The organism is Burkholderia sp. MSMB1589WGS (assembly GCF_001636105.1).
Taxonomy (GTDB): domain Bacteria; phylum Pseudomonadota; class Gammaproteobacteria; order Burkholderiales; family Burkholderiaceae; genus Burkholderia; species Burkholderia humptydooensis.
Map to the genome: position 1 here is coordinate 1,038,889 of NZ_LNJT01000007.1, position 25,644 is coordinate 1,064,532.

Genomic DNA, 25,644 nt, shown 5'->3' on the forward strand with positions numbered 1-25,644 from the left:
CGGGTCACTTCTTTGATCTTCAGAAACGACAGCACCATCGGCAGTGCCTCACGCACCACGTCCATCGCCGGGAAAAAGCCCAGCGAGCCCACGGCCAGCCCCACGTCGCCGGCACCGCGCGTCACCTCGTTCGGCAACGTCATGCCCACCTGGCCGCCGTAATCCGCATAGACCTGCCCTTGGTTCATCTTCTGCTGCTGGGGAGAAACGGTCGCCCGGATCACCGAGTCGTCGACCTCTGCCTGCGACAGGAAGCCGGCCCATTTCCCGATACGGGTCAGCAAGTCGGGATCGACCTGCGCCAGCAAACGGCTGCGCAGCCCCTGGCGCCCATCCGACCGCCACTGCCGGCACGTCGGATACCCGCCGCCGCTGTCCACCTGAGCCAACCCCGCGTCGCGGCTGGCATCGTAGGGCCAGGCCGTGCGCGCCGTGCTCGAATGATAGCTGTCGTAGAAGCCGCCCGTGTTGAGAAAGTAGTTCGAGCCGATCCAGGTCACGTCGTTCATCTGCGCGTCCGACAGCGTGGGCCGGTTCATGAAGAACTTGGCGCGCGACGGCCCGTAGCAGTCGTGCGTGAAGTCGGCGACCTCCTGGGCAAGCACCGGGTCGTTGATACGGGTGGCATCCACGTCCATACGGATCTGGCGCAGGTCGGTGCCGCACGGGATCGCCGCCACGGCTGCCCCGGTGACGGCCTTCGAGATGGCGTGCATGAAGAACCACCAGACGAGCACCAGCGCGCTCTGGTTGTTAAGCGCGGTATACGACGTGCCCCAGCCCGTGTCCGCTGGCTGCGGGACTTTGACCTGGCACTGCTCGGAGCGGATCGTGTCGAACTTGATCGTGGAGAGATTGACCGGGATGAACGGGATGCCGGCGAACATGATGAGCACGATCGCCACGAACAACCGGCACACCGTACACGCTGGCCGATTTCGGCGGCCTCTGTCTCTACGTCTCCGCCACCGGCGCCAAAGACCTGGCGCTTCCGTTGCTCATGGGGCGACAAATGCGAGCGCATGTCGTTCGGAAGCTATCCGGTGCTCTCCCTGAACTATAGGCAGGGCATTCCGAGGATATCGCGCGCGTCCTGATTCGGCAGTGCGTCATCCGCGTATGCGAAATCCCCTTCTCTCTGCCGTTTCGCGAGTTGCTGCAGCAGAATTCGATAGCGCAGACCGGCCTGATCAAAGCGCGAGAAAAGATCACGACGCTCGCCAGATTCGAGGTAGCGACCACGTTGCCTATCAACCATGCTGTTGTCTTGAGGCCCAACGACATAGGGCATGAATGGCAATATGAGGCGCAACGGCCACGGCGATGCCGTCGCATTCAATGCGAAATTGAGCCGACAGTGGTTGCCCGACTCGGGCACGCACGGATGGAACAAGGGCAGATCGCTGCCCGGAATGTGGCGACCATACGCGAGCGCGATCGAACTGCGCACATGCACATGAATCACCGCGTGAACGTCCTGATACTTCGCGCGCACGCCACCGAACCAACGCATGATTGGTATCACCGACTTGTTCTTGCAGCGGCGGATCATCGTCACCGTTTCAGATGTATAACGCACGTCGATCCGATCCTCATCGGACCGTTCGTTACCAAACACCTTCGCGTGCAGGAAATCCGAGTGCGTCAAATCCAGCAGATTTTCGATCAGGAGAGGCGCGCAACAATTGAAACGGATGTTGCCCTGCATATATTTGGGCAGACCGCCATCGCGCGGCAGAAACGGCACATCTGGGAGAAAGGTGTCGCTTGCGGCCTCGGGATCGCCGTACCAAATCCATACATAGCCATATCGTTCGATCACCGGGCAATGTTCCGCGTGCTCCTGCCGATGCGACGGGGGACGTTTTGAGATTGGCAATTCGGGATGCCACTGGGATGTGTGGATGCGACCACCCGTTCGCCAGAGGTAGTACGGTACCGATCGAATATGCCAGCGCGAAACCCGTTCGCTGATCTCAAACGTATGGGCAAGTGGAAGCCACGCGTTGCGCAGGCTAATCCGATCGGGTATCCAATCGTTCTCGTTGCGATGGTTCGTCAGATTGCAATCCTCGTGAACGGATAGCATCGTCTCCTCCTTACGTGGCAATCGATCGACATCGAGTTTCGCGACACACGCATCCTGCGAGGTCGGGCATTTTCATCCCGTTGAATTGAACTCATCGAGCATTAACAGCGCCAGGCTGTCGATCTGCTCGCGCATCGCGAACGGCGCACCACAGGACGTTCGTCGCACCGCGCACCGCGGGAACGATGGCGAGACAGCGCTGCGGGCGTCGGGCGCTCGAACGCCTCGTAATCGCGGCGAGGAATGCCGCTCCGGTCGCGCCGGCCGGCCCGCCGCCGACGACGAGGACTCGTGTGCGATTCAGTAGACGCATGCTTGTTTCTCCTTGCATGGGGGACGTCATGATCGCGAGCGCGTGCGCTCCCCGGATCGGCGATTCAATTCGGATTCTTTAACGATTCGGCCGGGCCTCGGTCTCGCCCGAATCATGCCCGGGTGAACATTGCGGTCTCATCAACGGCGCGCTTGAGTTGGTAGACGCTTCTCGACACGATTGGTACCGTCATGCACGTGCCGTCCTCGTCCGCCTGGTTGTCCCAAAGCGATGTGTTCCGACGAAGTTCCGGCATTCGGAATGCATCGTCATCGCGAAGGAAATCAAATTGGCCCTCATAAAAGGGACCGTAAAGCGGACCTTCCGCTTGGAAATGTTGCTCAGGCTTTTCGAAAAAGGCGTGCGTACCGTGCTGGACACGTGCCGAAATCGCGTGAAGATGCTCTTGCGCCATACATCCGAGAGGTTGCACTTCTACTGGCCCAAACCGAGTCTGGAGTACACGGCTTGCGTTCGAAGAGATCGCCGGGAAGCTCGGCCTCGGCACTAGCGTGGCCAGCAAAGAGATTGAGCGCCGATTGATCATCGATCCGCCACTTCGACACCGCTGTTTCGCCCTCCCTGATGCAACATTGAGGTACTTTCTTCGAACTGGTCCGGTAGTAAGCCGACCCTTGAGAAGGGCGCTCGTCGATAACAACCAATTGCAGAGGTAGGACTATCTCCACCGAGCCATCCGGATAGCGCTCGGCGACGCCGCGAGTCAAGCGGCAATCGCGCGTACTGCGGTAGACGGCGAAACCACAATCGCATTTGATTTGACTGTTTCTCATCTATAGCACTCCTTATTTATCAAGTGAGAAACGAAGAAAAACGGTTCCAATTGGATGACGAGCGGCGTAAGTCAGGTAAAAGTCCCTTGTGGACGATGACACGTCGCTTGGCGGGCTTCGAACGCGTCGTGGACTCAAGACAGTCCGACCCTGACCGTCTCTCGTTGTCCTATAATGTCATTATTGTCAACGTTGACACATTTGTCAAAGAACGTTGCAAGTGGAACCTTAACCGCTCTTTGAGGAGTATCGTTTTCATGGCGATGGTCAGGCAGTTCGACGAGGAATCCGTGTTGGACAAGGCACTGGAAGTCTTCTGGCAGAAGGGCTGGCAGGCCACGTCCATGTCGGACCTCGCCGAGGCGACTCAGGTCCAGCGCGGTTCGCTCTATCACGCCTACGGTGGGAAAGAGCAAATCTTTCTGCTTGCCTATGAGCGATACACGAAATGCTTCTTGTCGGAAGCGCAAGCCGCGCTTGATGCGCCCTCCGCATCACTCGCTTTGCGACGCTTTTTCGACTTCGCAATCGGAAACATGTCGATTGGTTCTCCCCCACGCGGATGCCTGACGACAAAGATGGCGGGAGAAAGTGACGAGGTAAGCCCAGTGGTTCAAGAGTGCTTGCGGACGTTGCTCGATAGGTTGGAGACGCGCATAGCGGAATCTCTCTCGCGCGAGCCGCTTCGGTCATCGTTAAGCATTCCCCCGGCCCAGGCAGCCCGAATGATCGTGGTGTTCTCGCGAGGGCTTACCGTGATCGAGCGCGTTTACCACGATCCGGATCGACTGCACGCAACCGCCAGAAGCTTTACCAAACTGCTGTTAGGCACGTCCACCTGACATTTCGATAGCGAGACCCGCTGTTATTTTCCGCATGACGGTGACGGCCACGAGCAGCGAGTTCGCACGGAAGCACGGCATGCAAGCGGCCCCGGTTGACGTGGGTCGGAGCTGGCGCACGCCGCAGGGGCACGCGAACTCCCCGTGAACGCCGAAGCGATCCCGGTGGAGCAACGCCACGCTCGCACCGCTCGCCGAGCCGCGACGCGGCAGTGAAGGCGCTCGGATAGCTTTGCCACACCCGGATTCGGTTCTGTTTCATCGATCAAAAGTCCTCGCGCTCCCCGCCAACCCATGCATCGGCCACCGCAGCGCCGCGTCGAACGGATTGGTGCGCGGCCCGATCGCATCGGTCTGCCGCCTGAGCAGTTCGACGACCATCGGCAGCCGGTCGTCGCCGAGGCGCGACGCGAGCGTGCCGACGCTCAGCGCGCCGACCGGATAGCCGGTGCGATCGAGGATCGGCACCGCGACGCCGGCCATCCCGTCGAGCACGCCGCTGTTGCGGCCCGCATAGCCGAGTTGCCTCACCCGTTCGATCTCGGTGCGCAGGTACACCTCGTCGAGCACACCGTAGCCGCGAATGCGCGGTACATTGAAGCGGATCACTTCCTCGCGCTCGGCTTCGGGCAGGAACGCGAGGATCGCGAGGCTGCCCTGCCCCACGCCGAGCGCGATGCGCCCGCCGATGTCGCCGGTAAACGAGCGGATCGGGAACGGCCCTTCGCACAGGTCGAGACAGACCGCGTCGAAGCCGCTCTTCACGAGCAGAAAGATCGTCTCGCCGAGGCTCGCGCACAGCCGCAGCAGTGCCGGGCGGCACAGCGTGCGCATGCTGCTCGGGTTGCCGGCCTGCGCGGCGAGCGCGAAGAAGTCGACGCTCAGCCGGTACAGCTTCGACTGTACGTCCTGCTCGACCATCCCTTCGGCAATCAGCGATTGCAGGATTCGGTGCGCGGTGCCTTGCGTGAGACCGACGGCCTTCGCGAGATGCGTGACGCGCACGCCATCCTGCTGCATGCCGGCCAGCGCGCGCAGGATCGCGAATGCGCGTTGCAGCATGCCGGTGCCCGGCGCGCCGGCCGGATCGGCGGCGCGCGCGTCGTCGCCCGGCAAGCGCGCCGCGGCGGCCATTCCGTGCGAAAGAGGTTCCTGCATGCGGGTGCTCCTCGGCGATTTCGTTGAACGGAATACAGTAGCCGCCATTCTCGCTGCGTCGAAATTTCGCGGGCATTCGGGTGTGCACGGGATTGACGCATGCATTTCCGGATCTTTGCGCCCTTCACTCATCGGAACGGTTTGCACGCGGCTTGCCGTCTCATTCCGATCACCGGAATTTTCCAAAAATTCCTCCCGTTCAGCAGAATTCGAAATTGACGCTCCGAAATATGGCTGGCTAGAGTCCGCGTCAACGACGCATCGGCCGCACGATGCGCGAATCCGGAGCGCCCCATGTCGTTTCTCACGCTAACCGACTTGACGAAATCGTTCGGCAAGCTCGTCGCCGTGGCCGACGTCAACCTGTCGGTCGAAAAAGGCGAGTTCGTGTCGCTGCTCGGCCCCTCGGGCTGCGGCAAGACCACGACGCTGCAGATGATCGCCGGTTTCGTCGACGTGACGCGCGGACGCATCGCGCTCGACGGGCGGGACATCACGCGGATGAAGCCGAACCGCCGCGGGCTCGGCATCGTGTTCCAGAGCTACGCGCTGTTTCCGCACATGAGCGTCGCGGAGAACGTCGGCTTCGGCCTCGACATGCGCGGCGTCGACAAGGCCGAGCGCGCCGAGCGCATCCGCGCCGCGCTCGCGCTCGTGCGCCTCGACACGCTCGCGCACCGCTTCCCGCGCGAGCTGTCGGGCGGCCAGCGGCAGCGCGTCGCGATCGCGCGCGCCGTCGTGATCGAGCCGCCCGTGCTGCTGCTCGACGAACCGATGTCGAACCTCGACGCGAAGCTGCGAGAGGACATGCAGTTCGAGCTGCGCGCGATCCAGCGCAAGATCGGCACGACGACGATCATGGTCACGCACGACCAGTCGGAAGCGCTGTCGATCAGCGACCGCGTCGTCGTGATGGAAGCGGGCCGCATCACGCAGATCGACACGCCTTATCACGCGTACGAACGCCCGGAAAACCATTTCGTGTCGCAGTTCATCGGCAAGGCGAACCTGCTGCCCGGCACGGTCGTCGCGCACGATGGCGACGCGATCCGCATCGACCTCGGGCACGATCTCGCCGAAACGGGCCGCACCGCGCACCTGCCGCCGCGCGAGCGTGACGTGCGCGTCGGCGACGCCGTGTCGCTGTGCATCCGCCCCGAGAAGCTGCGGCTGTGCGCGCCAGGCGCGGGCCGCTTCGCGGCGACCGTCACGAGCCGCTTCTTCCTCGGCAGCCAGTGGCTATATCGCGTCGACAGCGCGCTCGGTGAGGTGCTCGTGTGCTGCCAGAATGAAGGCGCGGAGCCGCTCGCGGAAGGCGCGCCGGTCGGCGTCGACTGGCGCAGCGACGCGGTGCGCGTGATGCGCCGGGAGGCCTGAATGCGACAGCCTTCCCGCCCGTTGCCGTCCGAAGGCGCGCCGGCCGGCCTTGCGCGCCCGGCCGCCGCCGCGGATGCCGCACCTGCCCTCGTGCCCGCACGCGTCGCCGCCGCGCGCGCACTGCGTGCGACAGGGTCTGCGCATGCGCCGCCGTGGCTGATGTGCGCGCCCGCGTTCGCGCTGTTCGCCGCGCTCGTGCTCGTGCCGCTCGCGATGACGTTCGTGCTCACGTTCTACCGCTTCGACCCGGCCACGGGCCCGATCGCCGCGTTCCAGCTTCGCAACTATGCGGAAGTGCTCGGCGCGTCCTACTTCCACACGATCTTCGCGCGCACGTTCGGCATCGCCGCGCTGACGACGGCGATCTGCGTCGCGATCGGCACGCCGGAAGCGGTGGTGCTGTCGAAAATGCGCGACCCGTGGCGCTCGCTGTTCCTGCTCGCGATCCTCGCGCCGCTGCTCGTGTCGGTCGTCGTGCGCGCATTCGGCTGGAGCATGCTGCTGAACACGAACGGGCTCGTGAACCAGGCGCTCGGGCTCGCCGGCCTTGGGCCGTACAAGCTCGAATACACGACCTTCGCGATCGTGATCGCGCTCGTGCATGTCATGCTGCCGTTCATGGTGATTCCCGTATGGACCGCGCTGCAGCGCCTCGATCCGCAGACCGAGCACGCGGCGCTGTCGCTCGGCGCGTCGCCGTTCACGACGCTGCGCCGCATCGTGCTGCCGCAGCTCGTGCCGGGCGTGCTGTCGGGCAGCCTGATGGTGTTCGGGCTGTCGGCAAGTGCGTTCGCGATCCCCGGCCTGCTCGGCGGGCGCCGGCTGAAGGTCGCCGCCACGGCCGTCTACGACGAATTCCTCGGCTCGCTGAACTGGCCGCTCGGCGCGACGATCGCGGTGCTGCTGCTGGTGGCTAACCTCATCGTGATGCTCACCTACTACCGCGTGCTCGAACGCCGCTACGCGCGCAGCCTCGGGGGCGCCTCCCGATGAGCAAGAACGGCCCCTTCGCCCTCGCGTTCCACACGCTCGTGATGGCGTTCGTGCTCGCGCCGCTCGCGATCGTCGTGCTCGTCGCGTTCACGCCCGACGAAACGCTGACGCTGCCCACGCACGGGCTGTCGCTGCGCTGGTTCCGCGCGATCCTCGACTACCCCGACTTCGTCACCGCGTTCGTCAACAGCGTGAAGCTCGCGTTCGCATCGGCGACGCTGTCGCTCGCGATCGCATTGCCCGCCGGCCTTGCGATCGGCCGCGCGACGTTTGCCGGCCGCGCATTCCTGAACGGCCTGCTGCTGTCGCCGCTCGTGATCCCCGGCCTCGTGCTCGGCATCGCGCTGCTGCGCTTCTTCGCGCTGATCGGCGCGACCGGCTCGTTCGCGTGGCTCGTGCTCGCGCACATGATCGTGATCACGCCGTTCGTGATGCGGCTCGTGCTCGCGTCCGTCGCGGGCCTCGACCGCAGCGTCGAGCAGGCCGCCTGCTCGCTCGGCGCGGACCCGTGGACGACGTTGCGCCGCATCACGCTGCCGATGATCGTGCCCGGCATCACGGGCGGCTGGCTGCTCGCGTTCATCAACAGCTTCGACGAACTGACGATGTCGATCTTCATCACGTCGCCGCAAACGGTCACGCTGCCCGTGCGCATGTACATGTATGCGACCGAGTCGATCGACCCGATGATGGCGTCGGTGTCGGCGCTCGTCATCTTCATCACCGCCGGCGCGATGCTGCTGCTCGATCGCGTGTACGGCCTGAACCGCATCCTGATCGGTCAACATTGATGTCGACTCCCGTTTCCCGTTCCACCACGTCCGAAGCCACGGCCGACGGCGCGCAGTTCGTGCGCATCGCCGAGCGCGAGCGTGCGCACGTCGCGTTCACGCTCGACGGCCGCCCCGCGCACGCGCTCGCCGGCGACACCGTGCTCACCGCGATCCTCGTCGCGCAGCGCCGCGTGCGCGTGAGCGAATTCGGCGGCCAGCCGCGCGCGGGCTTCTGCCTGATCGGCGCATGCCAGGACTGCTGGGTGCGCACCGAGGCGGGCGCGCGCGTGCGCGCCTGTTCGACGCCGATCGCCGACGGCATGCGGATTCTCACCGGCGCGCGGCCGCCCATCACCGGAGACGCGCGATGAACGACGCGCTGCAACCGGTGATCGTCGGCGCGGGGCCGGCCGGCGTGCGCGCGGCGGAGGCGCTCGTCGACGCGGGGCTGCGCCCTGTCGTCATCGACGAGAACGCGTGCTGGGGCGGCCAGATCTACCGTCAACCGCCTGCCGACGGCGGCTTCGCGCGCGGCAAGCGCACGCTGTACGGCTTCGAAGCCGCGAAGGCCGATGCGGTGCACCGGACGATGGCCGCGCTGTTGCCGCACGTCGACTATCGGCCGGACACGCTCGCGTGGGCATGCGGCGCGGGCCGCGTCGACACGCTGCAGGACGGCCACGAAGTGACCGTGCCGTTCTCGCACCTGATCGTCGCGAGCGGCGCGACCGACCGCATGCTGCCCGTGCCGGGCTGGACGCTCGCGGGCGTCTACACGCTCGGCGGCGCGCAGGTCGCGCTGAAGGCGCAGGGCTGCGCGATCGGCCGGCGCATCGTGTTCGCGGGCACGGGGCCGCTGCTGTATCTCGTCGCCTATCAGTATGCGAAGGCCGGCGCGCACGTCGTGGCCGTGCTCGACACGAGCCCGCTGCGCCGCCAGGCTGCCGCCGCGCCGGCGCTGCTGCGCATGCCGTCGACGTTCGCGAAGGGCCTCTATTACATCGGCTGGCTGCACGCGCACGGTGTCGCGATCGAAACGGGCGTCGCGCTCGAACGCGTGCTCGGCGAACAGCACGTGACGGGGCTCGCATGGCGCGCGTCCGGCAACGAAGCGCCGCCGCGCGTGCTCGACTGCGATGCGCTCGGTCTCGGCTTCGGTCTGCGTTCGGAAACGCAACTCGCCGATCTCGCCGGCTGCCGGTTCCGTTTCGATCCGGTCAATCGCGCATGGCTGCCCGAACGCGACGCAGCCGGCCGCACGTCGGTGCGCGGCGTCTATGTCGCGGGCGACGGCGCGGGCATCGCAGGCGCCGACGCGGCCGAGGCGTCGGGCCGGCGCGCGGCGCTCGCGTTGCTTGACGACGCCGGCATCGCGTCTGCGTCTCCGTCGCTGTCCGGCAAACCCGATGCGGCCACGCTCGAACGCACGCTTGCTCGCATCGGCGCATTCCGCGCGGGCCTCGAAGCGGCGTTCGCACCGCCCGCCGAGGAAGCCGCGCGCTGCCCCGACGATACGATCGTGTGCCGCTGCGAGGAGATCGACGCGGGCGCGCTGCGGCGCTGCATCCGTGGCGGCGAAGCGGCCGAGCTCAACCGGCTGAAGGCGCTGACGCGCGTCGGGATGGGCCGCTGCCAGGGCCGCATGTGCGGCGACGCGGCCGCGCTCGTGCTGGCCGCCGAAACCGGCCGGCCGCTCGCCGACGTCGGCCGGTTGCGCGCGCAGCCGCCCGTGAAGCCGTTTCCGATCGCGGCCGCGCTCGCGGGCGACGACGTCGCGGCGATTCCGGACGAGGCGCGCGATGAGTGAGACCCGGCATTACGACGTCGCGATCGTCGGCGGCGGCCTCGTCGGCGCGGCGGCCGCGCTTGCGCTGGCCCGGCGCGGCCTGCGCGTCGGGCTGTTCGAGCGGCGCGACTGCGGCGCGCAGGCGAGCGGCGTGAACTACGGCGGCGTGCGCTGCCAGGGCCGCCCGGTCGAACAATTGCCGCTCGCGCTGCGCGCGCGGCGCATCTGGGATCGTCTGCCCGAGTTGATCGGCATCGACGGCGAATTCATCGTGTCGGGCCACTTGCGGCTCGCGCGCAGCGACGCCGACCTCGACGCGCTCGACGCGTACGCAACGCTCGCCGGCGAGCACGGGCTGCCGCTGCGGGTGATGCGCGGCGACGCGTTCCGCCGCCGCTATCCGTGGCTCGGCCGCGCGGCGCTCGGCGGCTCGCTGTGCGCGACCGACGGCCAGGCGAACCCGCGCGTCGTATCGCCCGCGTTCGCGCGCGCGGCCCGCTCGGCGGGCGCGGACGTGTTCGAGCACACGAGCGTCGACGACGTCCGGCACGACGGCGCACGTTTCCATCTGCATGCGGCCGGCCGCGCGTGCACCGCGACGTGGCTGATCAACTCGGCCGGCGCCTGGGCGAACGCGATCGCGGCACGCTTCGGCGAAGCCGTGCCGATGGAGCCGATCTATCCGAACATGTGGGTGACCGAACCGCTGCCGCCGTTCATCGCGCACAACCTCGGCGTGTACGGCGGCGGCGTCTACGCGCGGCAGGTCGCGCGCGGCAACTGCGTGATCGGCGGCGGACGCGGACGCGGCGACGGCGAATTCGGCCAGCCGTCGGTCGACACGACGCGCGCCGTGATGCGCGACGCGTGCGCGCTGCTGCCCGCGCTACGCGACGCGCTGCTGATCCGCACGTGGAGCGGCGTCGAAGGCTGCACGCCCGATCACAACCCGATCATCGGCGCGAGCGGCACGACGCCGCGCCTGCTGCATGCATTCGGCTTTTCTGGCGGCGGCTTCCTGCTCGCGCCGGGCGTCGGCGACGCGCTCGCCGATCTCGTCACGACAGGCGAAACCGCCACGCCGCTCGACGCATTCTCGATCGGCCGCTTTGCGCCGCAAGCCGCGCCGACCGCCTCTTTCCCTCATGAGGAGACCCAACGATGAAACTGCTCCGGACGATCGCGGCCGCCGCCGCGCTTTGCGTAACGTGCGTCAGCGCCCCTGCGTTCGCGCAAATGAAGACGATCTACGTCGGCATGAACGGCGGACCGATGGAAAAGGCCTACACGAGCCAGGTGCTGCCCGACTTCGAGAAGGCGAACAACGTAAAGGTCGTCATCGTGCCCGGCACGTCGTCGGACGTGCTCGCGAAGCTGCTCGCGAACCGCAACAAGCCGCAAATCCACGTCGCGTTCCTCGACGACGGCGTGATGGCGCGCGCGGTCAGCCTCGGCGTGTGTCAGAAGCTCGACGATTCGCCGGCGCTGAAGGAGTTGTATCCGTTCGCGCGGATGAAGGACGACGTCGGCGCGGGCGTGCAACTCGGCATGACCGGCATCGCATACAACAAGAAGTTGTTCGCGGAGAAAGGCTGGACGCCGCCGGCTTCGTGGATGGATTTCGCCGACCCGAAATACAAGGGCAAGGTCGTGTTCCAGTCCGCGTCGAGCAGCACGTTCGGGCTGCATGGCTTCCTCGCGATCAACCGCCTGCTCGGCGGCAACGAGCAGAACGTCGAGCCCGGCTTCAGCAAGTGGCCGAGCACGGTCGGGCCGAACGTCGTCGAATACATCCCGAACTCGGCGAAGATCTCGGAGATGGTGCAGACGGGTGAAGCCGGGCTGTTCCCGCTGACGCCGACGGCCGTCGGCGACCTGCAGGACAAGGGCATCCCGGTCGCGTATGTGAACCCGAAGGAAGGGCCGGTGCTGCTGCTCGTCGATCTATGCGTGGTCGCGAACAATCCCGATCCGCAGTTGGCTCAGAAGCTCGCGCAGTTCCTGCTGTCCGCGCCGGCACAGACGAAGGCCGCCGAAGCCGGCAAGCAGATCCCGACCAACCGTCTCGCGAAGATGCCGGCGGCGATGCAGCAGAGCCTGGGCAACGTCGACGATCTCGTGCGCAAGGTGACGGTGGTCGACTGGACGGCGATCAACGCGCGCCGCGCGCAGTGGGATACGCGCTGGAATCGGCAGATCGAGCGGTAAGCGGGATGGCCCCGGCCACCCGCTCCTCGCGCGCCTACTGTATAGGCGGCCGGCCGACGTGTCGCGTGAAGGCGACGCCGAAGGTGCTGGCGGAACTGTAGCCAACCCGCTGCGCTATCTCGGCGGCACGGCCTTCGTTGCGGCGCCCGAGTTCGTCCCGATCGCAACGGTACGCGAGCCTTATCACGCACGCGCAGGACGTGGCCGAAGCGGTGTGGCGCCCGGCGAACGATCCGTCGAGCCCCCTGCGAATCCCGGCCGGGGCCGACGCCGTGAGCTGGTCCAAGGCGAGCCGGCCCCGAAGCTGAAGCTGCATTCGCTGCAATGCCGATAGTTTGAATTCGCCGCTGACATGAACCGCGAGAACCTGCTCTCGGTCCGCATCCTGAGATGCAGACCAAGCAAGCCTTGGCCGCAGTGAGTGGCCGTCGATGGATGTCAGCAGACAGCCTGACTTGCCGAAAAAGGACCGGCCGGTACATAATACGGCCTTGCCCCATTGAGCGAACAGAAAGAAACTGTTTTTGAATCAATGGGTTGGGTGCAGCGTTATGTTCCCATCGCCCGTTCCACCTCCCCGGCTATGGATGCCCTCCGTCGCCGGAGCATGCGAAGCCGCCTCGTCGAAGGCGGCTTTTTCGTATTTCATACGCAGTACGGGCGGCCCGTCGAACGCGACGCCGTCGCGCGCCGCGCATCCGGCCCGCCCCTCGCCTTTCATTGTCACGATGACCCACGACGACCCGAACGCCCCTGGCGTGCCGCACGACGACGCCAACGACGCCGCCCCCGCTTCGGCAACCGACGCCGCTCAGGCCACCGGCCACGCCGACGACGAATCGAACCCGCTTCATCTGCGCCGCATCCGCAGCTTCGTCACGCGCGCCGGCCGCGTGTCCACTGGCCAGCGCCGCGCAATCGACGAGCTCGGCCCGCGCTTCGTCGTCCCATACGACAACGCACTGCCGGACTGGGACGCGATCTTCGGCCATCGCGCGCCGCGCGTGCTCGAGATCGGCTTCGGGATGGGCGCGTCGACGGCCGAGATCGCCGCGCTTCGCCCGGGCGACGACTTCATCGGCGTCGAGGTGCACGAGCCGGGCGTCGGCGCGCTGCTGAAGCTGATCGGCGAGCAGCGACTGTCGAACATCCGGATCGTCCAGCACGACGCGGTCGAAGTGCTCGAGCACATGATCGCGCCCGGCAGCCTCGACGGCGTGCACATCTTCTTCCCGGACCCGTGGCACAAGGCGCGCCATCACAAGCGCCGGCTGATCCAGCCGGCATTCGTCGCGCAGCTCGCGGCCCGGCTCAAGCCGGGCGCGTACCTGCATTGCGCGACCGATTGGCAGAACTACGCGGAGCAGATGCTCGATGTGCTGAGCGCGGAGCCGTCGCTCGAAAACACCGCGCGAGACTTTGCGCCCCGCCCCGACTATCGTCCGGTGACGAAGTTCGAGCGCCGCGGTCTGCGGCTCGGGCACGGCGTATGGGATCTCGTGTTCAGGAAGAAGCGCGCGGACTGACGCGCGACGCCGCGCGCGCTAGGCGCGGCGTCGACCGGCATGGCCGCCGGTCGAACTGAAAGCCCGCAACGGCGGCGGCACGCTCGCCGCCGCGATCGACGAATATCCGGGCAATGCGTCGCAGCAGAACGGCCGCCGGAACGCCGGACTTCAGGTCCACTCGATCCAGCCGCTATACCCGACGAGCAGCACGAACAGCCCAAACACGATCCGATACCACGCGAACACGGTGAAATCGTGCGACGCCACGTAGCGCAGCAGCCAGCGCACGCACGCGAACGCGCTGACGAACGCGGCGACGAGCCCGATCGCAAACAGCCCGACCGAATCGACGTTGAACGCGCGCCAGTCCTTCGCGGTTTCGTACAGCGTCGCGCCGAAGATCACCGGAATCGCGAGAAAAAACGAGAATTCGGTCGCGACGCGCCGCTCGAGGCCGAACAGCATTCCACCGATGATCGTCGAGCCGGATCGCGACATCCCCGGGATCAACGCGAAGCACTGCGCGAGGCCCACCTTCAGCGCATCGAGCGGCGTCAGCGCGTCGATCGACTGCACGCGCGCCGGCTCGCCCCGCTCGCGCTGCCGCCCCTCCACCCACAGGATCACCGCGCCGCCGACGACGAGCGCGACGGCCACGGGCACCGGCGCGAACAGCACCGACTTGATCGTTTTCTCGAACAGCAGCGCGAGCGCGACCGCCGGGATCGTCGCGATCACGACGTTCATCGTGAACCGCCTGGCTTCGCGCTGCGCGGGCAGCCCGGTCACGACGTCGACGATCCTGCGGCGATATTCCCAGCACACCGCGAGAATCGCGCCGAACTGGATCACGACGTCGAATGTCTTCGCCTGCTCAGGATGAAAGCGCAGGAAGCTGCCCGCGACGATCAGGTGGCCGGTGCTCGATACCGGCAGGAATTCAGTCAGCCCCTCGACGATGCCGAGCGCCAGCGCTTTGCAAATCAGTATCCAGTCCATCCGTGGCCCGCTTCCGAAGTGAATCAACCGAGGCCACGAAACCGCCGCGGCCGCTCCGGCCGCGCGCGGCGCGACGTCATTTCTCGACGATCGCCACGCGTATGCCGTTTGTAAGAATTGTGATTGTACCGGGTTCGTAATTCACGCCGGCAAATTGCAGTTGCTCCGGCTTGAACGTGTAGATCGGATAGTTGGTCAGCAATTGGGTCGCGAGCAGGCCCGCCGCCGCGCTGATCTGCTGCGTGTACAGTTGCGCATCGCCGTCGACGTTCACGCTATCGACGGCGGGCGCCTTCAGCACGACGGAGCGGCTCGGCGCGTCGTACGCGAGCTGGCCCGACACCGTGAACTTGCCGTTGACGGGCGCGCGCAGGAACGGGCTCTCGAAGCGCGCATCGAGGCGCACCGCGACGCGGTTCTGGTCCGGCAGCAGCCCGACGACCGGATTCGCGAGCGCGACGTCGATCACCTGCGCGACCGTCTTCTGGTATGGAAACTTGCGGGCGACCGCGCGCTGCACGTCGCCTTGCGAGAACGTGTAGTGATCGGGGATGAACGGAAACGTCGACGCGCACGCGGCAAGCGACACGGTAACGCCCGCGGCCGCGCACGCGGCGATCAGGAAGCGGCGCCGGCCCGGCGCGCTCATGTGGGTCATGCTGAATCTCCTGCTGAGGCAAGCGGTGCGGCGGGCCGCGTGTCGGCTTCGAGCCGGGCGAGCCACGCGAGCGCGCTCGCGCGCGACGCGCCGCACATTTCGTCGCTCGGCTGCAGCCCCGCGCAGCACGCGGGGCGTTCGGGCCGGCCGAAGATCGCGCAGCGCTCGCCGTCGAGCAACTGCGCGCAGCGCGCGCCGGCCGGCTTGCCGTCCGGCATGCCGGGAATCGGGCTCGAGATCGACGGCGCGATGCAGCACGCGCCGCAGCCTTCGCGGCACGCATGCGCGGACGTTTCCCTCGAACTCGCGGCAATTTCACCAATCATCACATCAAATATCCGAAAATCCACGCCAATCGTCACGAAACGCCCGGCAAGCGGGCAGTCGCGCGCGAACGCCGTATTGTGCCATCCGCCGCTGCGACGTTATTACACAATTCAATGAAACCGCCGGTTCCTATACTGGTCGACGTCACAGAGCACGACTTCAAGCTTCCAGCATGACGCAGCCGATTCCGTCCGAGGCGCTGTTTCGCCCCGACCTGCTCGCCAAGTACACGGCGAACGGCCCTCGCTATACGTCCTACCCCACCGCCCCGCAGTTCCGCGAAAACTTCGATCCCGCCGACTACATCCGCGCGGCGGCCGATCCGGGCGCGTCGGCGAGCGATCTGTCGCTCTATTTCCATATTCCGTTCTGCGCGACCGCGTGCTTCTACTGCGGCTGCAACAAGATCGCGACGCGCAACCGCAAGCGCGCGCGGCCGTATCTCGATCAGTTGAAGCACGAGATCGCGCTGCAGGCCGCGCTCTTCGATCCCGAACGGACCGTCACGCAGCTCCACTGGGGCGGCGGCACGCCGACCTTCCTGTCGAACGTCGAGGCAACCGAGCTGATGGCGGCCACGCGCGATTACTTCACGCTCGCGTCGGACCGCACCGGCGAATTCTCGATCGAGATCGACCCGCGCACCGCGTCGCCCGCGACGCTCGTCCATCTGCGCACGATCGGCTTCAACCGCGTGAGCCTCGGCGTGCAAGACTTCGACCCCGACGTGCAACGCGCGATCAACCGCGTGCAGCCGCTCAAGATGACGTCCGACCTCGTGCGCGCCGCGCGCGCGACGGGCTACCACTCGATCAGCATCGACCTCATCTACGGGCTGCCGCACCAGACGGTGTCGAGCTTCGCGCGCACGCTCGACACGATCGTCGAACTCGAGCCCGACCGGCTCTCCGTGTTCGGCTACGCGCACATGCCGCATCTGTTCAAGATGCAGCGCCAGATCGACGGCGCCGCGCTGCCGCCGCCCGCGACGCGCATCGCGCTGCTCGGCCTCGCGATCGAGCAGCTCACGCGCGCGGGCTACGTGTACATCGGCATGGACCATTTCGCGCGCACGGGCGACGAGCTCGTCCACGCGCAGCGCAACGGCACGCTGCAGCGCAACTTCCAGGGCTACAGCACGCAGGCGGACGCCGATCTGATCGGCATCGGCGCGTCGTCGATCGGCAAGGTAGGCGACGTGTACGCGCAGAATGCGAAGGATCTGCCCCGCTACGGCGCGGCGCTCGCCGACCAGCGGCTGCCGATCGTGCGCGGCGTAACGCTGTCCGCCGACGACCGGCTGCGGCGCGACGTGATCACGCATCTGATGTGCAACCTCGTGCTGCCGTTCTCGCACGTCGAGGCCGCGTACGGCATCCGCTTCGCGAACAAGTTCGCGCGCGAGCTCGACACGCTGCGCGGCTTCGAGCGCGACGGCATGCTGTCGATCGGCGCCGATCGTCTGACGATTCATCCGGCCGGACGCCTCTACGTGCGCAACATCGCGATGGTGTTCGACGCGTATTTGTCGGGCGCGTCCGAAAGCCGCTACTCGAAGACCGTCTGAGCGCGTTCGGCCCGCGTTGTTGATAAAGTGTCGGTTTCACCGCACTTTCGTTTTTGACGCACGATGCGCACCACGCAAGCGACCCGCGCGGTCGAACGCCTAAAAACCCGCACCGGCAACCCGCAGTATTCGGCGGTCGGCATGCCGGGCGGCCTCTTCTACCTCGTCGACCGCTCGGGCGGCGCCGCCGAGAAGCTCTGCGCGCCGTTGCCGCTCGAGGATTTCGTCGCGTTCGTCGACGGCCTCGGCCCGAAGAAGCCGCGCAAGGTCAGCAAGCTCGACGTCGCGTTCGAGCAGCAGATCAAGAACAGCAAGCGCTAGCCGCTTCGGGCACGCAGGCATTCTGAAGGCAAGACCTCGACCCCGTTTGGTACAATCCGAGCGTTTTTCGTCCCCTCGCTGACGGCCGACCCGGCCCGCATGACACCATGAATATCGAAAAAGCACGTTTCAACATGATCGAACAGCAGATCCGTCCCTGGGATGTACTGGATCTAGACGTCTTGAGCCTGCTGTCGGTCGTCAAGCGTGAGAACTTCGTGCCGGCCGCGTATCGCGACCTGGCGTTCGCCGACGTCGAGCTGCCGCTGCCGAACGGCCAGAAGATGCTGTTCCCGCGCGTCGAGGCGCGCATCCTGCAGGAACTCGCGGTGAAGAAGCACGAGAACGTGCTCGAGATCGGCGCGGGCTCCGGCTACATGGCAGCGCTGCTGGCCGCGCGCGGCCAGCGCGTGACGACGGTCGAGATCGATCCGGATCTTGCGAAGTTCGCCGAAGAGAACCTGAAGAAGAACGGCGTGACGAACGCCGAAGTCGTGCTCGGCGACGGCTCGCGCGGCTGGCCCGCGAAGGCGCCGTACGACGTGATCTGCGTGTCGGGCGGCCTGCCCGTCGTCCCGCAGGAACTGCTCGAGCAACTGAAGGTGGGCGGCCGCCTCGCGGCGTTCGTCGGCGGCCGGCCGGTGATGAAGGCGCAGATCATCACGCGCATCGACGACAAGCAGTACCGCGTCGCCGACGTGTTCGAAACCTACGTCGACCACCTCGTCAACGCGATCGAGCCGTCGCGCTTCAAGTTCTGAGACGATTCACGCCGATGCAGATCCTGACCGCCACCGCGCTCGCCGAATGGCTGCGCGATCCGGCGCGCCCCGCGCCCGTCGTGCTCGACGTGCGCGAGCCGTGGGAAATCGCGACCGCGAAGATCGACGGCAGCGTGTCGATCCCGATGCAGCAGATTCCCGCGCGCAGCGAGGAGCTCGACGACGAAGCGCAGATCGTCTGCGTGTGCCATCACGGGATGCGCAGCGCGCAAGTCGCGATGTTCCTCGAATCGCGCGGCTTCACCAAGCTCTACAACCTGCAAGGCGGGATCGACGCGTGGTCGCGCGACGTCGATCCTTCGGTGCCGCGTTACTGAGCGCGTATCGCATCGCGGCGGCGGCGCGCGCCGCTTCACCTGGGCGTACCGCTCGTCTCTCCTGCCCGCCTACTCCGTTTCCTTCAGCGCCTGCGCGACGATCGAGAACAGCTCGACGAGCTGCGCCTCCTCGACGATGAGGGGCGGCGAGAACGCGAGGATGTCGCCCGTATAGCGGATCATCGCGCCCTTCGCGAAGCACCTGACGAAAACCTCGTACGCGCGCGCACCCGGCTTGCCGTCGCGCGGCTTCAACTCGACGCCGCCGACGAGGCCGAGGTTGCGCACGTCGATCACGTGGCGCGCGTCCTTCAGCTTGTGGATCTCGCGCTCGAAGATCGGCGCGATCCGCGCGGCGCGCGTGAGCAGCCCGTCGCGCTCGTACAGATCGATCGTCGCGACGGCCGCAGCCGCCGCGAGCGGGTGCCCCGAATACGTGTAGCCGTGAAAGAGCTCGATGCCGGCCGGCGCGCCGTTCACGATCGCGTCGTGAATCGCGCCGCTCGCGGCCACCGCGCCCATCGGCACCGCCGCGTTGTTCGTGCCTTTCGCCATCGTCAGCAGATCGGGCGTCACGCCGAAGAACTGCGACGCGAACGGCGCGCCGAGCCGCCCCCAGCCGGTGATCACTTCGTCGAAGATCAGCAGGATGCCGTGCCTGTCGCACAATTCGCGCAGGCGTTCGAGATAGCCTTGCGGTGGAATCAGCACGCCCGTCGAGCCCGCCACGGGCTCGACGATCACCGCGGCGATCGTCGACGCGTCGTGCAGCGCGACGAGCCGCTCCAGCTCATCGGCCAGATGCGCGCCCCACGCGGGCTGCCCCTTCGAGAACGCGGCCTCCTTCAGGTTCAGCGTGTGCGGCAGATGATCGACGGACGGCAGCAGCGCGCCCGAATACGCCTTGCGGTTCGGCGCGATGCCGCCCACCGAGATGCCGCCGAAGCCGACGCCGTGGTAGCCGCGCTCGCGTCCGATGAAACGCGTGCGCTGGCCTTCGCCGCGTGCGCGGTGATACGCGAGCGCGATCTTGAGCGCCGTGTCGACCGCCTCCGATCCGGAGTTCGTGAAGAAGATGTGCTTCAGGTCGCCCGGCGTGTGGCGCGCGATCTTCGTCGCCGCTTCGAACGCCTTCGGGTGCCCCATCTGGAACGTCGGCGCGAAATCCATCTCCTCGGCCTGCGCCTTCATCGCGGCGACGATCTCGTCGCGCCCGTGCCCCGCGTTCACGCACCAGAGGCCCGCGGTGCCGTCGAGGATGCGGCGGCCGTCGTGCGACGTGTAATACATCCCCTTCGCCGCGACGAGCAGGCGCGGCGCTTCCTTGAATTGCCGGTTCGCGGTGAACGGCATCCAGAACGCGGAAAGGTCGGGGGTCTGCGAAACGTGCTCGGTCATGAAAGGCTCCTCGGAGATCGATCGAACGATGTCTGGAATGCGTCGCGATGCGCGCTGACGGATGCGACACCCAAGCGCCGCATCGATGGAAATTCGCCTTGAGAGTGTAAGCATGCGGCTCGCGATGCACAACCATGCAGCACGCGCGTGCACGGCGCTGCACCGCGACGGCCCACGCAATGCACGCACGCGGGCGCCGCAGGCACCGCGGCGCATCGTCGGAAGCCCCGTGGACGGGCGCGCGCACGCGCGCCGGCCCGCATCTGGCACATGCCTTGCGTAACCGGTTCGCCGCGCGTCCGCTCCGGTGCGCGCCCACACTCCAACAGGCAAGGGGAACTCGATGAAACGTCGCAGTCTTTTGAAGTTCGGATCGATGGCAGGCGTCATGGCGCTCGCGGGACAAAGCCCCCTCGCGCGCGCGGCGGATTCGGGCAAAGGCCCGATCAAGGTCGGCATCCTGCATTCGCTGTCGGGCACGATGGCGATCTCCGAGACTTCGCTCAAGGACACCGCGCTGATGACGATCGCCGACATCAACAAGAGCGGCGGCGTGCTCGGGCGGCCGCTCCAGCCCGTCGTCGTCGACCCCGCATCGAACTGGCCGCTCTTCGCCGAGAAGGCGCGCCAGTTGCTCACGCAGGAGAAGGTCGCGTGCGTGTTCGGCTGCTGGACGTCGGTGTCGCGCAAGTCGGTGCTGCCCGTGTTCGAGGAGCTGAACGGCCTGCTCTACTACCCGGTGCAGTACGAGGGCGAGGAGATGTCGCGCAACGTGTTCTACACGGGCGCCGCGCCGAACCAGCAGGCGATTCCGGCCGTCGAGTACATGATGAGCGCCGAAGGCGGCGGTGCGAAGCGCTTCTTCCTGCTCGGCACCGATTACGTGTATCCGCGCACGACCAACAAGATCCTGCGCGCGTTCCTGAAATCGAAGGGCGTGAAGGAAGCCGATATTCAGGAAGTCTACACACCGTTCGGGCACAGTGATTACCAGACGATCGTCGCGACCATCAAGACCTTCGCGCAAGGCGGCAAGACGGCCGTGATCTCGACGATCAACGGCGATTCGAACGTGCCGTTCTACAAGGAGCTCGGCAACCAGGGGATCAAGGCGACCGACGTGCCGGTCGTCGCGTTCTCGGTCGGCGAGGAGGAGCTGCGCGGGATCGACACGAAGCCGCTCGTCGGGCATCTGGCCGCGTGGAATTACTTCATGTCGGTGAAGGGTCCGGCGAACGCGAAGTTCAAGGAGCAGTTCGCCGCGTGGGTGAAGTCGCAGAACCTGCCGGGCGGCGCGAAGCGCGTAACCAATGATCCGATGGAGGCGACGTTCGTCGGCATCCACATGTGGAAGCAGGCCGTCGAGAAGGCGAAGAGCACCGACGTCGACCGCGTGCGCACGGCGATGATCGGCCAGAGCGTCGCCGCGCCGTCGGGCTTCACGCTGACGATGGACGGCAACCATCATCTGCACAAGCCGGTGATGATCGGCGAGATCCGCGGCGACGGCCAGTTCAACGTCGTCTGGAAGACGAAGACGGCGGTCCGCGCGCAGCCGTGGAGCCCGTTCATCGCGGGCAACCAGGGCAAGCCCGATGTGGTCGGCTCGATCCCCGAGTTCCTGCGCCGCCGTCGCGCGGCGCTCGCCTGACGCCCGCGCAGGCGCCGCGCAACGGCGCGGCGCCGTCGTCGCGCGCGGCCACGCCGCGCGCTTTCTCCCCTTTCGCGAGGACCTACCGATGCCCACGCCTTTGAGCCGCGCCGCTCGTGCGCTCGCGGCGCTCGCCGTCTGCGCGGCGCTTTCGCTCGGCGCGCCGCGCGCGGCGCTCGCGGTCACGGCCGCCGACACCGCCGCGCTCGCCGGCGACGACTTCGATGCAAAGAGCGCCGCGATCGACCGTCTTGCCGCCGAGCGCGACGCCGCCGCCGTCGCGCTGCTGAACGCGCTCGCGAACGGCGACGCGCTCGCGACCGACGCGGGACGCATCCTGATCCAGAGCGGCGACGCCGCTCGCGACGCGCTGACGAACGCCCCCGCGCGGGCGGGCGACGCGCAGCCCGTGATGCTCAACAATCTGCTGCGCACGAGGATCGCGAACGCGTTGTCGGGGCTCGATCTCGCGTCGCCCGACGTCGACACGCGGCGCCGCGCGATCGACGCGCTGCTGAAGAGCCCCGACGCTTCGGTCAAGCCGATGATCGACGCGGCGCGCGCGAAGGAAACCGACCCGACGCTCAAGCGCCGCCTCGACGCGCTGTGGGCGATCGCCGCGCTGCGCGATGCCGATCCCGCGAAGCGCCTCGAAGCGGTGCGGCTCGTCGCCGCGCGAAGCGATCTCGACATGATCGAGCAGTTGCGCCCGCTCGTCGCGAAGCGTCCCGACGGCAGCGATACGGAACCCGATGCGCGCGTGCGCGAAGCCGCGCAGCAAGGCCTCGACGCGCTCTACACGATCCAGCGGCGCGGCGAAATCGCGGGCACGCTGTTCGCGGGCCTGTCGCTCGGCAGTGTGCTGCTGCTCGCCGCGCTCGGCCTCGCGATCACGTACGGCCTCATCGGCGTCATCAACATGGCGCACGGCGAGTTCCTGATGATCGGCGCATACGCGACCTACGTCGTGCAGACGCTCGTGCAGCGCTATCTGCCGAGCGCGTTCGACTGGTATCCGCTCGCCGCGATTCCCGTGTCGTTCGTCGCGGCGGGCGCGCTCGGCGTCGTGCTCGAACGCACGGTGCTCAGGCACCTGTACGGCCGCCCGCTCGAGACGCTGCTCGCGACCTTCGGCGTGAGCCTCATCCTGATCCAGGCGACGCGGATGATCTTCGGCGCGCAGAACGTGCAGGTCGTGAATCCCTCGTGGATGAGCGGCGGCGTGGCCGTGATGCAGAACCTGATCCTGCCGTACAACCGGCTCGCGATCCTCGCGTTCGCGCTCGCCGTCGTCGGCATCGCGTGGGCGGTGCTGACGAAGACGCGCCTCGGCCTCTTCGTGCGCGCAGTCACGCAGAACCGCCGGATGGCCGCGTGCGTCGGCGTGAAGACGGCGCGCGTCGATTCGTATGCGTTCGCGTTCGGCGCGGGCATCGCGGGCCTCGGCGGCTGCGCGCTGTCGCAGATCGGCAACGTCGGCCCGGACCTCGGCCAGAGCTACATCATCGATTCGTTCATGGCGGTCGTGCTGGGCGGCGTCGGCCAGATCGCGGGCACGGTGCTCGGCGGCTTCGGCCTCGGGCTCCTCAGCAAGGCGATCGAGCCGTTCTGGGGCGCCGTGCTCGCGAAGATCGCGGTGCTCGTGATGATCGTGCTGTTCATCCAGAAACGCCCGCAAGGGATGTTCGCCCTGAAGGGCCGCAGCGCGGAGGCATGACATGACTTCGACGATCCATTTCCTTTCCGTCGCGCGCAGCGCGTCGTCCGCGGCAGCCGCGGCATCGACCGCATCGGCCGCGCCCGCTTCGCCGCGCTTCGCGCTCGGGCTGCCGCCGCGCCCCGCGCTGCTGTCGCGGCGCGCGTGGCTCGCGCTCGTCGCGCTGTGCATCGCGGTCGGCGCCGGCGTGCCGCTCGCCGCGCTCGCCGCCCCGGAGTCGAGCGCGTTTCATCTGTCATCCTACGCAATGACGCTCGCGGGCAAGCTGATGTGCTACGCGATCGCCGCGCTCGCGCTCGATCTCGTCTGGGGCTACTGCGGCATCCTGAGCCTCGGCCACGGCCTGTTCTTCGCGCTCGGCGGCTATGCGATCGGCATGTACCTGATGCGCGCGATCGGCCGCGACGGCAAGTACGGCAGCGATCTGCCCGACTTCATGGTGTTTCTCGACTGGCACCGGCTGCCGTGGTACTGGAGCGGCACCGAGCATCTCGCGTATGCGCTCGCGCTCGTCGTGCTCGCGCCCGCCGCGCTCGCGTGGGCGTTCGGCTTCTTCACGTTCCGCTCGCGCGTGAAGGGCGTGTATCTGTCGATCATCACGCAGGCGATGACGTTCGCCGCGATGCTGCTCTTCTATCGCAACGAGACGGGCTTCGGCGGCAACAACGGCTTCACCGACTTCAAGCGCATCGCCGGCTTCGCGATCACGTCGCCGGGCACGCGCACGGTGCTGTTCCTGATCACGTTCGCCGCGCTCGTCGCGTCGTTCGTCGCCGCGCGCGCGATCGTCACGAGCAAGCTCGGCCGCGTCGTCACCGCGATCCGCGACGGCGAGACGCGCGTCATGTTCCTCGGCTACAGCCCGCTCGCGTACAAGCTCTTCGTGTGGGTCGTGTCGGCCGTGCTGTGCGGCATCGCGGGCGCGCTGTACGTGCCGCAGGTCGGCATCATCAATCCGAGCGAGATGTCGCCCGGCAACTCGATCGAGATGGCGATCTGGGTCGCGGTCGGCGGCCGCGGCACGCTGATCGGCCCGATCGTCGGCGCGTTCGCGGTCAACGGCGCGAAGAGCGTGTTCACCGCGTACTTCGCCGAATACTGGCTGTTCTTCCTCGGCCTCATCTTCGTGCTCGTGCCGCTCGTGCTGCCGCGCGGAATCATGGGCCTCGTCGAAACTGTCACGCGCCGGGCAACGCCACGATGAACGAGAACGCAATGATTCCCGACCTCGCGCAGCCGGACGGCGCCGATCAACCCGCCGTCAGCGGCACGGCCGGGACGTCGCACGTCGTCACGCCGGGCGCGATCGACACGTCGCACGGCACGATCCTCTATCTCGAGGACATCGAAGTGAGCTTCGACGGCTTTCGCGCGCTGAAGAAGCTGTCGCTCGCGATCGACGTGGGCGAGCTGCGCTGCGTGATCGGCCCGAACGGCGCCGGCAAGACGACGATGATGGACGTGATCACCGGCAAGACGCGGCCGGATTCGGGCAAGGCGTTCCTCGGCCAGACGCTCGACCTCGCGCGGATGAACGAGCCGCAGATCGCGCGCGCGGGCATCGGCCGCAAGTTCCAGAAGCCGACCGTGTTCGAGCAGCATCCGGTGTGGGAGAACCTCGAGCTTGCGATGGCGGCCGACAAGCGCTGGCTCGCGTCGCTGCGCGCGCGGCTCGATCGCGCGGCGCAGGCGCGGATCGAGGAGACGCTCGCGCTGATCCGGCTCGAGGACAGTGCGTTCCGGCTCGCGGGCGAGCTGTCTCACGGGCAGAAGCAGCGGCTCGAGATCGGCATGCTGCTGATGCAGCGCCCCGCGCTCCTGCTGCTCGACGAGCCCGCGGCCGGCATGACCGACCACGAGACGATGGCGCTCGCCGAGCTGCTGAACACGCTGCGCGGCACGTGCTCGATGATGGTCGTCGAGCACGACATGGAATTCGTCGCGGCGCTCGCGGGCGAGACGGGGCGCGTGACCGTGATGGCGGAAGGCGCGGTGCTCGCGCAAGGCACGCTCGATCAGGTGAAGCGCGACGAAGCGGTGATCGAGTCTTACCTCGGACGATGATG

At 67.0% G+C, this 25,644-nt stretch carries 24 protein-coding genes and 4 pseudogenes; 18 read left to right on the plus strand and 10 right to left on the minus strand.

Annotated elements, in window-relative coordinates:
- Positions 1–14 precede the first annotated feature (14 nt).
- The 3 genes and pseudogenes from WT16_RS12760 to WT16_RS33670 form a co-directional block, all read right to left on the minus strand.
- Positions 15–908, minus strand: a pseudogene (locus WT16_RS12760) (conjugal transfer protein TraG N-terminal domain-containing protein); the annotation flags it as partial.
- A 149-nt stretch (positions 909–1,057) separates the two neighbouring features.
- Positions 1,058–2,089 carry an aromatic ring-hydroxylating dioxygenase subunit alpha gene (locus tag WT16_RS12765; protein WP_063533453.1) on the minus strand — a complete coding sequence of 344 codons (1,032 nt, stop codon included), beginning with the start codon at positions 2,087–2,089 and terminating at the stop codon, positions 1,058–1,060.
- A 654-nt stretch (positions 2,090–2,743) separates the two neighbouring features.
- Positions 2,744–3,196 (minus strand): hypothetical protein, encoded by a 453-nt coding sequence (locus WT16_RS33670; protein ID WP_156521433.1) that lies wholly within the window; start codon positions 3,194–3,196, stop codon positions 2,744–2,746.
- Between the two features lie 257 nt (positions 3,197–3,453).
- On the opposite strand from WT16_RS33670, the gene WT16_RS12775 reads away from it, so the two are divergent.
- Positions 3,454–4,038, plus strand: coding sequence for a helix-turn-helix domain-containing protein (locus WT16_RS12775; RefSeq protein WP_015600956.1), 585 nt, complete (start codon positions 3,454–3,456; stop codon positions 4,036–4,038).
- A 258-nt stretch (positions 4,039–4,296) separates the two neighbouring features.
- On the opposite strand, the gene WT16_RS12780 is transcribed toward WT16_RS12775, so the two are convergent.
- Entirely contained in the window at positions 4,297–5,196 is a 900-nt protein-coding gene (locus WT16_RS12780) for an IclR family transcriptional regulator (RefSeq protein ID WP_015602013.1), read from the minus strand.
- Between the two features lie 294 nt (positions 5,197–5,490).
- Between WT16_RS12780 and WT16_RS12785 the strand changes: the two genes are divergently transcribed.
- The 7 genes from WT16_RS12785 to WT16_RS12815 are packed head-to-tail and all read left to right on the plus strand — an operon-like array spanning position 5,491 to position 12,333.
- On the plus strand, positions 5,491–6,573 hold the full coding sequence (locus WT16_RS12785; RefSeq protein WP_006025556.1) for an ABC transporter ATP-binding protein: 1,083 nt from the start codon (positions 5,491–5,493) through the stop codon (positions 6,571–6,573).
- On the plus strand, positions 6,574–7,566 hold the full coding sequence (locus WT16_RS12790) for an ABC transporter permease (protein WP_063533455.1): 993 nt from the start codon (positions 6,574–6,576) through the stop codon (positions 7,564–7,566).
- Positions 7,563–8,357, plus strand: coding sequence for an ABC transporter permease (locus tag WT16_RS12795; protein WP_006025555.1), 795 nt, complete (start codon positions 7,563–7,565; stop codon positions 8,355–8,357). Before WT16_RS12790 ends, WT16_RS12795 begins: the two co-directional genes overlap by 4 nt.
- Positions 8,357–8,710, plus strand: coding sequence for a (2Fe-2S)-binding protein (locus WT16_RS12800; protein WP_006025554.1), 354 nt, complete (start codon positions 8,357–8,359; stop codon positions 8,708–8,710). The genes WT16_RS12795 and WT16_RS12800 overlap by 1 nt, the downstream gene beginning before the upstream one ends.
- Positions 8,707–10,146, plus strand: a complete 1,440-nt coding sequence (locus WT16_RS12805; protein ID WP_063533456.1) for an NAD(P)/FAD-dependent oxidoreductase — start codon at positions 8,707–8,709, stop codon at positions 10,144–10,146. Before WT16_RS12800 ends, WT16_RS12805 begins: the two co-directional genes overlap by 4 nt.
- The gene (locus WT16_RS12810) at positions 10,139–11,290 is read left to right on the plus strand and encodes an FAD-binding oxidoreductase (protein WP_059931358.1); all 1,152 of its coding nucleotides are present in this window, start codon (positions 10,139–10,141) and stop codon (positions 11,288–11,290) included. The genes WT16_RS12805 and WT16_RS12810 overlap by 8 nt, the downstream gene beginning before the upstream one ends.
- Complete coding sequence (locus WT16_RS12815) at positions 11,287–12,333, plus strand: ABC transporter substrate-binding protein (RefSeq protein ID WP_015601726.1); 1,047 nt, start codon at positions 11,287–11,289, stop codon at positions 12,331–12,333. Before WT16_RS12810 ends, WT16_RS12815 begins: the two co-directional genes overlap by 4 nt.
- 34 nt (positions 12,334–12,367) lie before the next feature.
- Here WT16_RS12815 and WT16_RS34885 read toward each other — a convergent pair.
- Positions 12,368–12,487: pseudogene (locus WT16_RS34885) on the minus strand (AraC family transcriptional regulator); the annotation flags it as partial.
- 28 nt (positions 12,488–12,515) lie between these two features.
- Between WT16_RS34885 and WT16_RS34890 the strand changes: the two are divergent.
- Together WT16_RS34890 and trmB are read left to right on the plus strand one after the other, a co-directional pair.
- Positions 12,516–12,641: pseudogene (locus WT16_RS34890) on the plus strand (short-chain dehydrogenase/reductase); the annotation flags it as partial.
- A gap of 420 nt (positions 12,642–13,061) precedes the next feature.
- A complete protein-coding gene (gene trmB, locus WT16_RS12825) occupies positions 13,062–13,859 on the plus strand; it encodes a tRNA (guanosine(46)-N7)-methyltransferase TrmB (protein WP_063533854.1) in 798 nt (265 codons plus the stop codon).
- Between the two features lie 150 nt (positions 13,860–14,009).
- On the opposite strand, the gene WT16_RS12830 is transcribed toward trmB, so the two are convergent.
- The 4 genes and pseudogenes from WT16_RS12830 to WT16_RS31120 all read right to left on the minus strand — a co-directional run.
- A complete protein-coding gene (locus tag WT16_RS12830; protein ID WP_006025549.1) occupies positions 14,010–14,840 on the minus strand; it encodes an undecaprenyl-diphosphate phosphatase in 831 nt (276 codons plus the stop codon).
- 76 nt (positions 14,841–14,916) lie between these two features.
- Positions 14,917–15,498 carry a DUF1439 domain-containing protein gene (locus WT16_RS12835; protein WP_015600981.1) on the minus strand — a complete coding sequence of 194 codons (582 nt, stop codon included), beginning with the start codon at positions 15,496–15,498 and terminating at the stop codon, positions 14,917–14,919.
- On the minus strand, positions 15,495–15,824 hold the full coding sequence (locus WT16_RS12840; RefSeq protein WP_059931351.1) for a YkgJ family cysteine cluster protein: 330 nt from the start codon (positions 15,822–15,824) through the stop codon (positions 15,495–15,497). Before WT16_RS12840 ends, WT16_RS12835 begins: the two co-directional genes overlap by 4 nt.
- 71 nt (positions 15,825–15,895) lie before the next feature.
- Positions 15,896–15,973: pseudogene (locus tag WT16_RS31120) on the minus strand (coproporphyrinogen III oxidase); the annotation flags it as partial.
- A gap of 24 nt (positions 15,974–15,997) precedes the next feature.
- Between WT16_RS31120 and hemN the strand changes: the two are divergent.
- The 4 genes from hemN (at position 15,998) to WT16_RS12860 (ending at position 18,812) form a co-directional block, all read left to right on the plus strand.
- Positions 15,998–17,392, plus strand: coding sequence for an oxygen-independent coproporphyrinogen III oxidase (gene hemN, locus WT16_RS12845; RefSeq protein WP_063533457.1), 1,395 nt, complete (start codon positions 15,998–16,000; stop codon positions 17,390–17,392).
- A gap of 63 nt (positions 17,393–17,455) precedes the next feature.
- On the plus strand, positions 17,456–17,713 hold the full coding sequence (locus tag WT16_RS12850) for a hypothetical protein (protein ID WP_006025544.1): 258 nt from the start codon (positions 17,456–17,458) through the stop codon (positions 17,711–17,713).
- Between the two features lie 107 nt (positions 17,714–17,820).
- Complete coding sequence (locus WT16_RS12855) at positions 17,821–18,474, plus strand: protein-L-isoaspartate O-methyltransferase (protein ID WP_006025543.1); 654 nt, start codon at positions 17,821–17,823, stop codon at positions 18,472–18,474.
- A 14-nt stretch (positions 18,475–18,488) separates the two neighbouring features.
- Positions 18,489–18,812 (plus strand): rhodanese-like domain-containing protein, encoded by a 324-nt coding sequence (locus WT16_RS12860; RefSeq protein WP_006025542.1) that lies wholly within the window; start codon positions 18,489–18,491, stop codon positions 18,810–18,812.
- Between the two features lie 69 nt (positions 18,813–18,881).
- Here WT16_RS12860 and WT16_RS12865 read toward each other — a convergent pair whose 3' ends face one another.
- A complete protein-coding gene (locus WT16_RS12865; RefSeq protein ID WP_015601910.1) occupies positions 18,882–20,210 on the minus strand; it encodes an aspartate aminotransferase family protein in 1,329 nt (442 codons plus the stop codon).
- A 343-nt stretch (positions 20,211–20,553) separates the two neighbouring features.
- Between WT16_RS12865 and urtA the strand changes: the two genes are divergently transcribed.
- The 4 genes from urtA to urtD all read left to right on the plus strand — a co-directional run bounded on the left by urtA (position 20,554) and on the right by urtD (position 25,642).
- Positions 20,554–21,861 (plus strand): urea ABC transporter substrate-binding protein, encoded by a 1,308-nt coding sequence (urtA, locus tag WT16_RS12870; protein WP_063533458.1) that lies wholly within the window; start codon positions 20,554–20,556, stop codon positions 21,859–21,861.
- An 88-nt stretch (positions 21,862–21,949) separates the two neighbouring features.
- The gene (urtB, locus tag WT16_RS12875) at positions 21,950–23,578 is read left to right on the plus strand and encodes an urea ABC transporter permease subunit UrtB (protein ID WP_063533459.1); all 1,629 of its coding nucleotides are present in this window, start codon (positions 21,950–21,952) and stop codon (positions 23,576–23,578) included.
- 1 nt (position 23,579) lies between these two features.
- On the plus strand, positions 23,580–24,782 hold the full coding sequence (gene urtC / locus WT16_RS12880; protein WP_063533460.1) for an urea ABC transporter permease subunit UrtC: 1,203 nt from the start codon (positions 23,580–23,582) through the stop codon (positions 24,780–24,782).
- Positions 24,779–25,642, plus strand: coding sequence for an urea ABC transporter ATP-binding protein UrtD (gene urtD, locus WT16_RS12885; RefSeq protein ID WP_063533461.1), 864 nt, complete (start codon positions 24,779–24,781; stop codon positions 25,640–25,642). Before urtC ends, urtD begins: the two co-directional genes overlap by 4 nt.
- Positions 25,643–25,644: the final 2 nt, after the last annotated feature.

Bases quoted from the DNA above. Each gene is read 5' to 3' on its own strand.
- urtC (WP_063533460.1), top strand. From the start codon at position 23,580: ATGACTTCGACGATCCATTTCCTTTCCGTCGCGCGCAGCGCGTCGTCC.
- WT16_RS12780 (WP_015602013.1), bottom strand. From the start codon at position 5,196: ATGCAGGAACCTCTTTCGCACGGAATGGCCGCCGCGGCGCGCTTGCCG.
- WT16_RS12830 (WP_006025549.1), bottom strand. From the start codon at position 14,840: ATGGACTGGATACTGATTTGCAAAGCGCTGGCGCTCGGCATCGTCGAG.
- WT16_RS12805 (WP_063533456.1), top strand. From the start codon at position 8,707: ATGAACGACGCGCTGCAACCGGTGATCGTCGGCGCGGGGCCGGCCGGC.
- WT16_RS12800 (WP_006025554.1), top strand. From the start codon at position 8,357: ATGTCGACTCCCGTTTCCCGTTCCACCACGTCCGAAGCCACGGCCGAC.
- WT16_RS12865 (WP_015601910.1), bottom strand. From the start codon at position 20,210: ATGACCGAGCACGTTTCGCAGACCCCCGACCTTTCCGCGTTCTGGATG.
- WT16_RS12790 (WP_063533455.1), top strand. From the start codon at position 6,574: ATGCGACAGCCTTCCCGCCCGTTGCCGTCCGAAGGCGCGCCGGCCGGC.
- WT16_RS12860 (WP_006025542.1), top strand. From the start codon at position 18,489: ATGCAGATCCTGACCGCCACCGCGCTCGCCGAATGGCTGCGCGATCCG.
- urtA (WP_063533458.1), top strand. From the start codon at position 20,554: ATGAAACGTCGCAGTCTTTTGAAGTTCGGATCGATGGCAGGCGTCATG.
- WT16_RS12765 (WP_063533453.1), bottom strand. From the start codon at position 2,089: ATGCTATCCGTTCACGAGGATTGCAATCTGACGAACCATCGCAACGAG.
- WT16_RS12775 (WP_015600956.1), top strand. From the start codon at position 3,454: ATGGCGATGGTCAGGCAGTTCGACGAGGAATCCGTGTTGGACAAGGCA.
- hemN (WP_063533457.1), top strand. From the start codon at position 15,998: ATGACGCAGCCGATTCCGTCCGAGGCGCTGTTTCGCCCCGACCTGCTC.
- WT16_RS12840 (WP_059931351.1), bottom strand. From the start codon at position 15,824: ATGATTGGTGAAATTGCCGCGAGTTCGAGGGAAACGTCCGCGCATGCG.
- WT16_RS12835 (WP_015600981.1), bottom strand. From the start codon at position 15,498: ATGACCCACATGAGCGCGCCGGGCCGGCGCCGCTTCCTGATCGCCGCG.
- urtD (WP_063533461.1), top strand. From the start codon at position 24,779: ATGAACGAGAACGCAATGATTCCCGACCTCGCGCAGCCGGACGGCGCC.
- WT16_RS12850 (WP_006025544.1), top strand. From the start codon at position 17,456: ATGCGCACCACGCAAGCGACCCGCGCGGTCGAACGCCTAAAAACCCGC.
- WT16_RS12815 (WP_015601726.1), top strand. From the start codon at position 11,287: ATGAAACTGCTCCGGACGATCGCGGCCGCCGCCGCGCTTTGCGTAACG.
- WT16_RS12795 (WP_006025555.1), top strand. From the start codon at position 7,563: ATGAGCAAGAACGGCCCCTTCGCCCTCGCGTTCCACACGCTCGTGATG.
- WT16_RS12810 (WP_059931358.1), top strand. From the start codon at position 10,139: ATGAGTGAGACCCGGCATTACGACGTCGCGATCGTCGGCGGCGGCCTC.
- WT16_RS33670 (WP_156521433.1), bottom strand. From the start codon at position 3,196: ATGAGAAACAGTCAAATCAAATGCGATTGTGGTTTCGCCGTCTACCGC.
- urtB (WP_063533459.1), top strand. From the start codon at position 21,950: ATGCCCACGCCTTTGAGCCGCGCCGCTCGTGCGCTCGCGGCGCTCGCC.
- WT16_RS12785 (WP_006025556.1), top strand. From the start codon at position 5,491: ATGTCGTTTCTCACGCTAACCGACTTGACGAAATCGTTCGGCAAGCTC.
- trmB (WP_063533854.1), top strand. From the start codon at position 13,062: ATGACCCACGACGACCCGAACGCCCCTGGCGTGCCGCACGACGACGCC.
- WT16_RS12855 (WP_006025543.1), top strand. From the start codon at position 17,821: ATGAATATCGAAAAAGCACGTTTCAACATGATCGAACAGCAGATCCGT.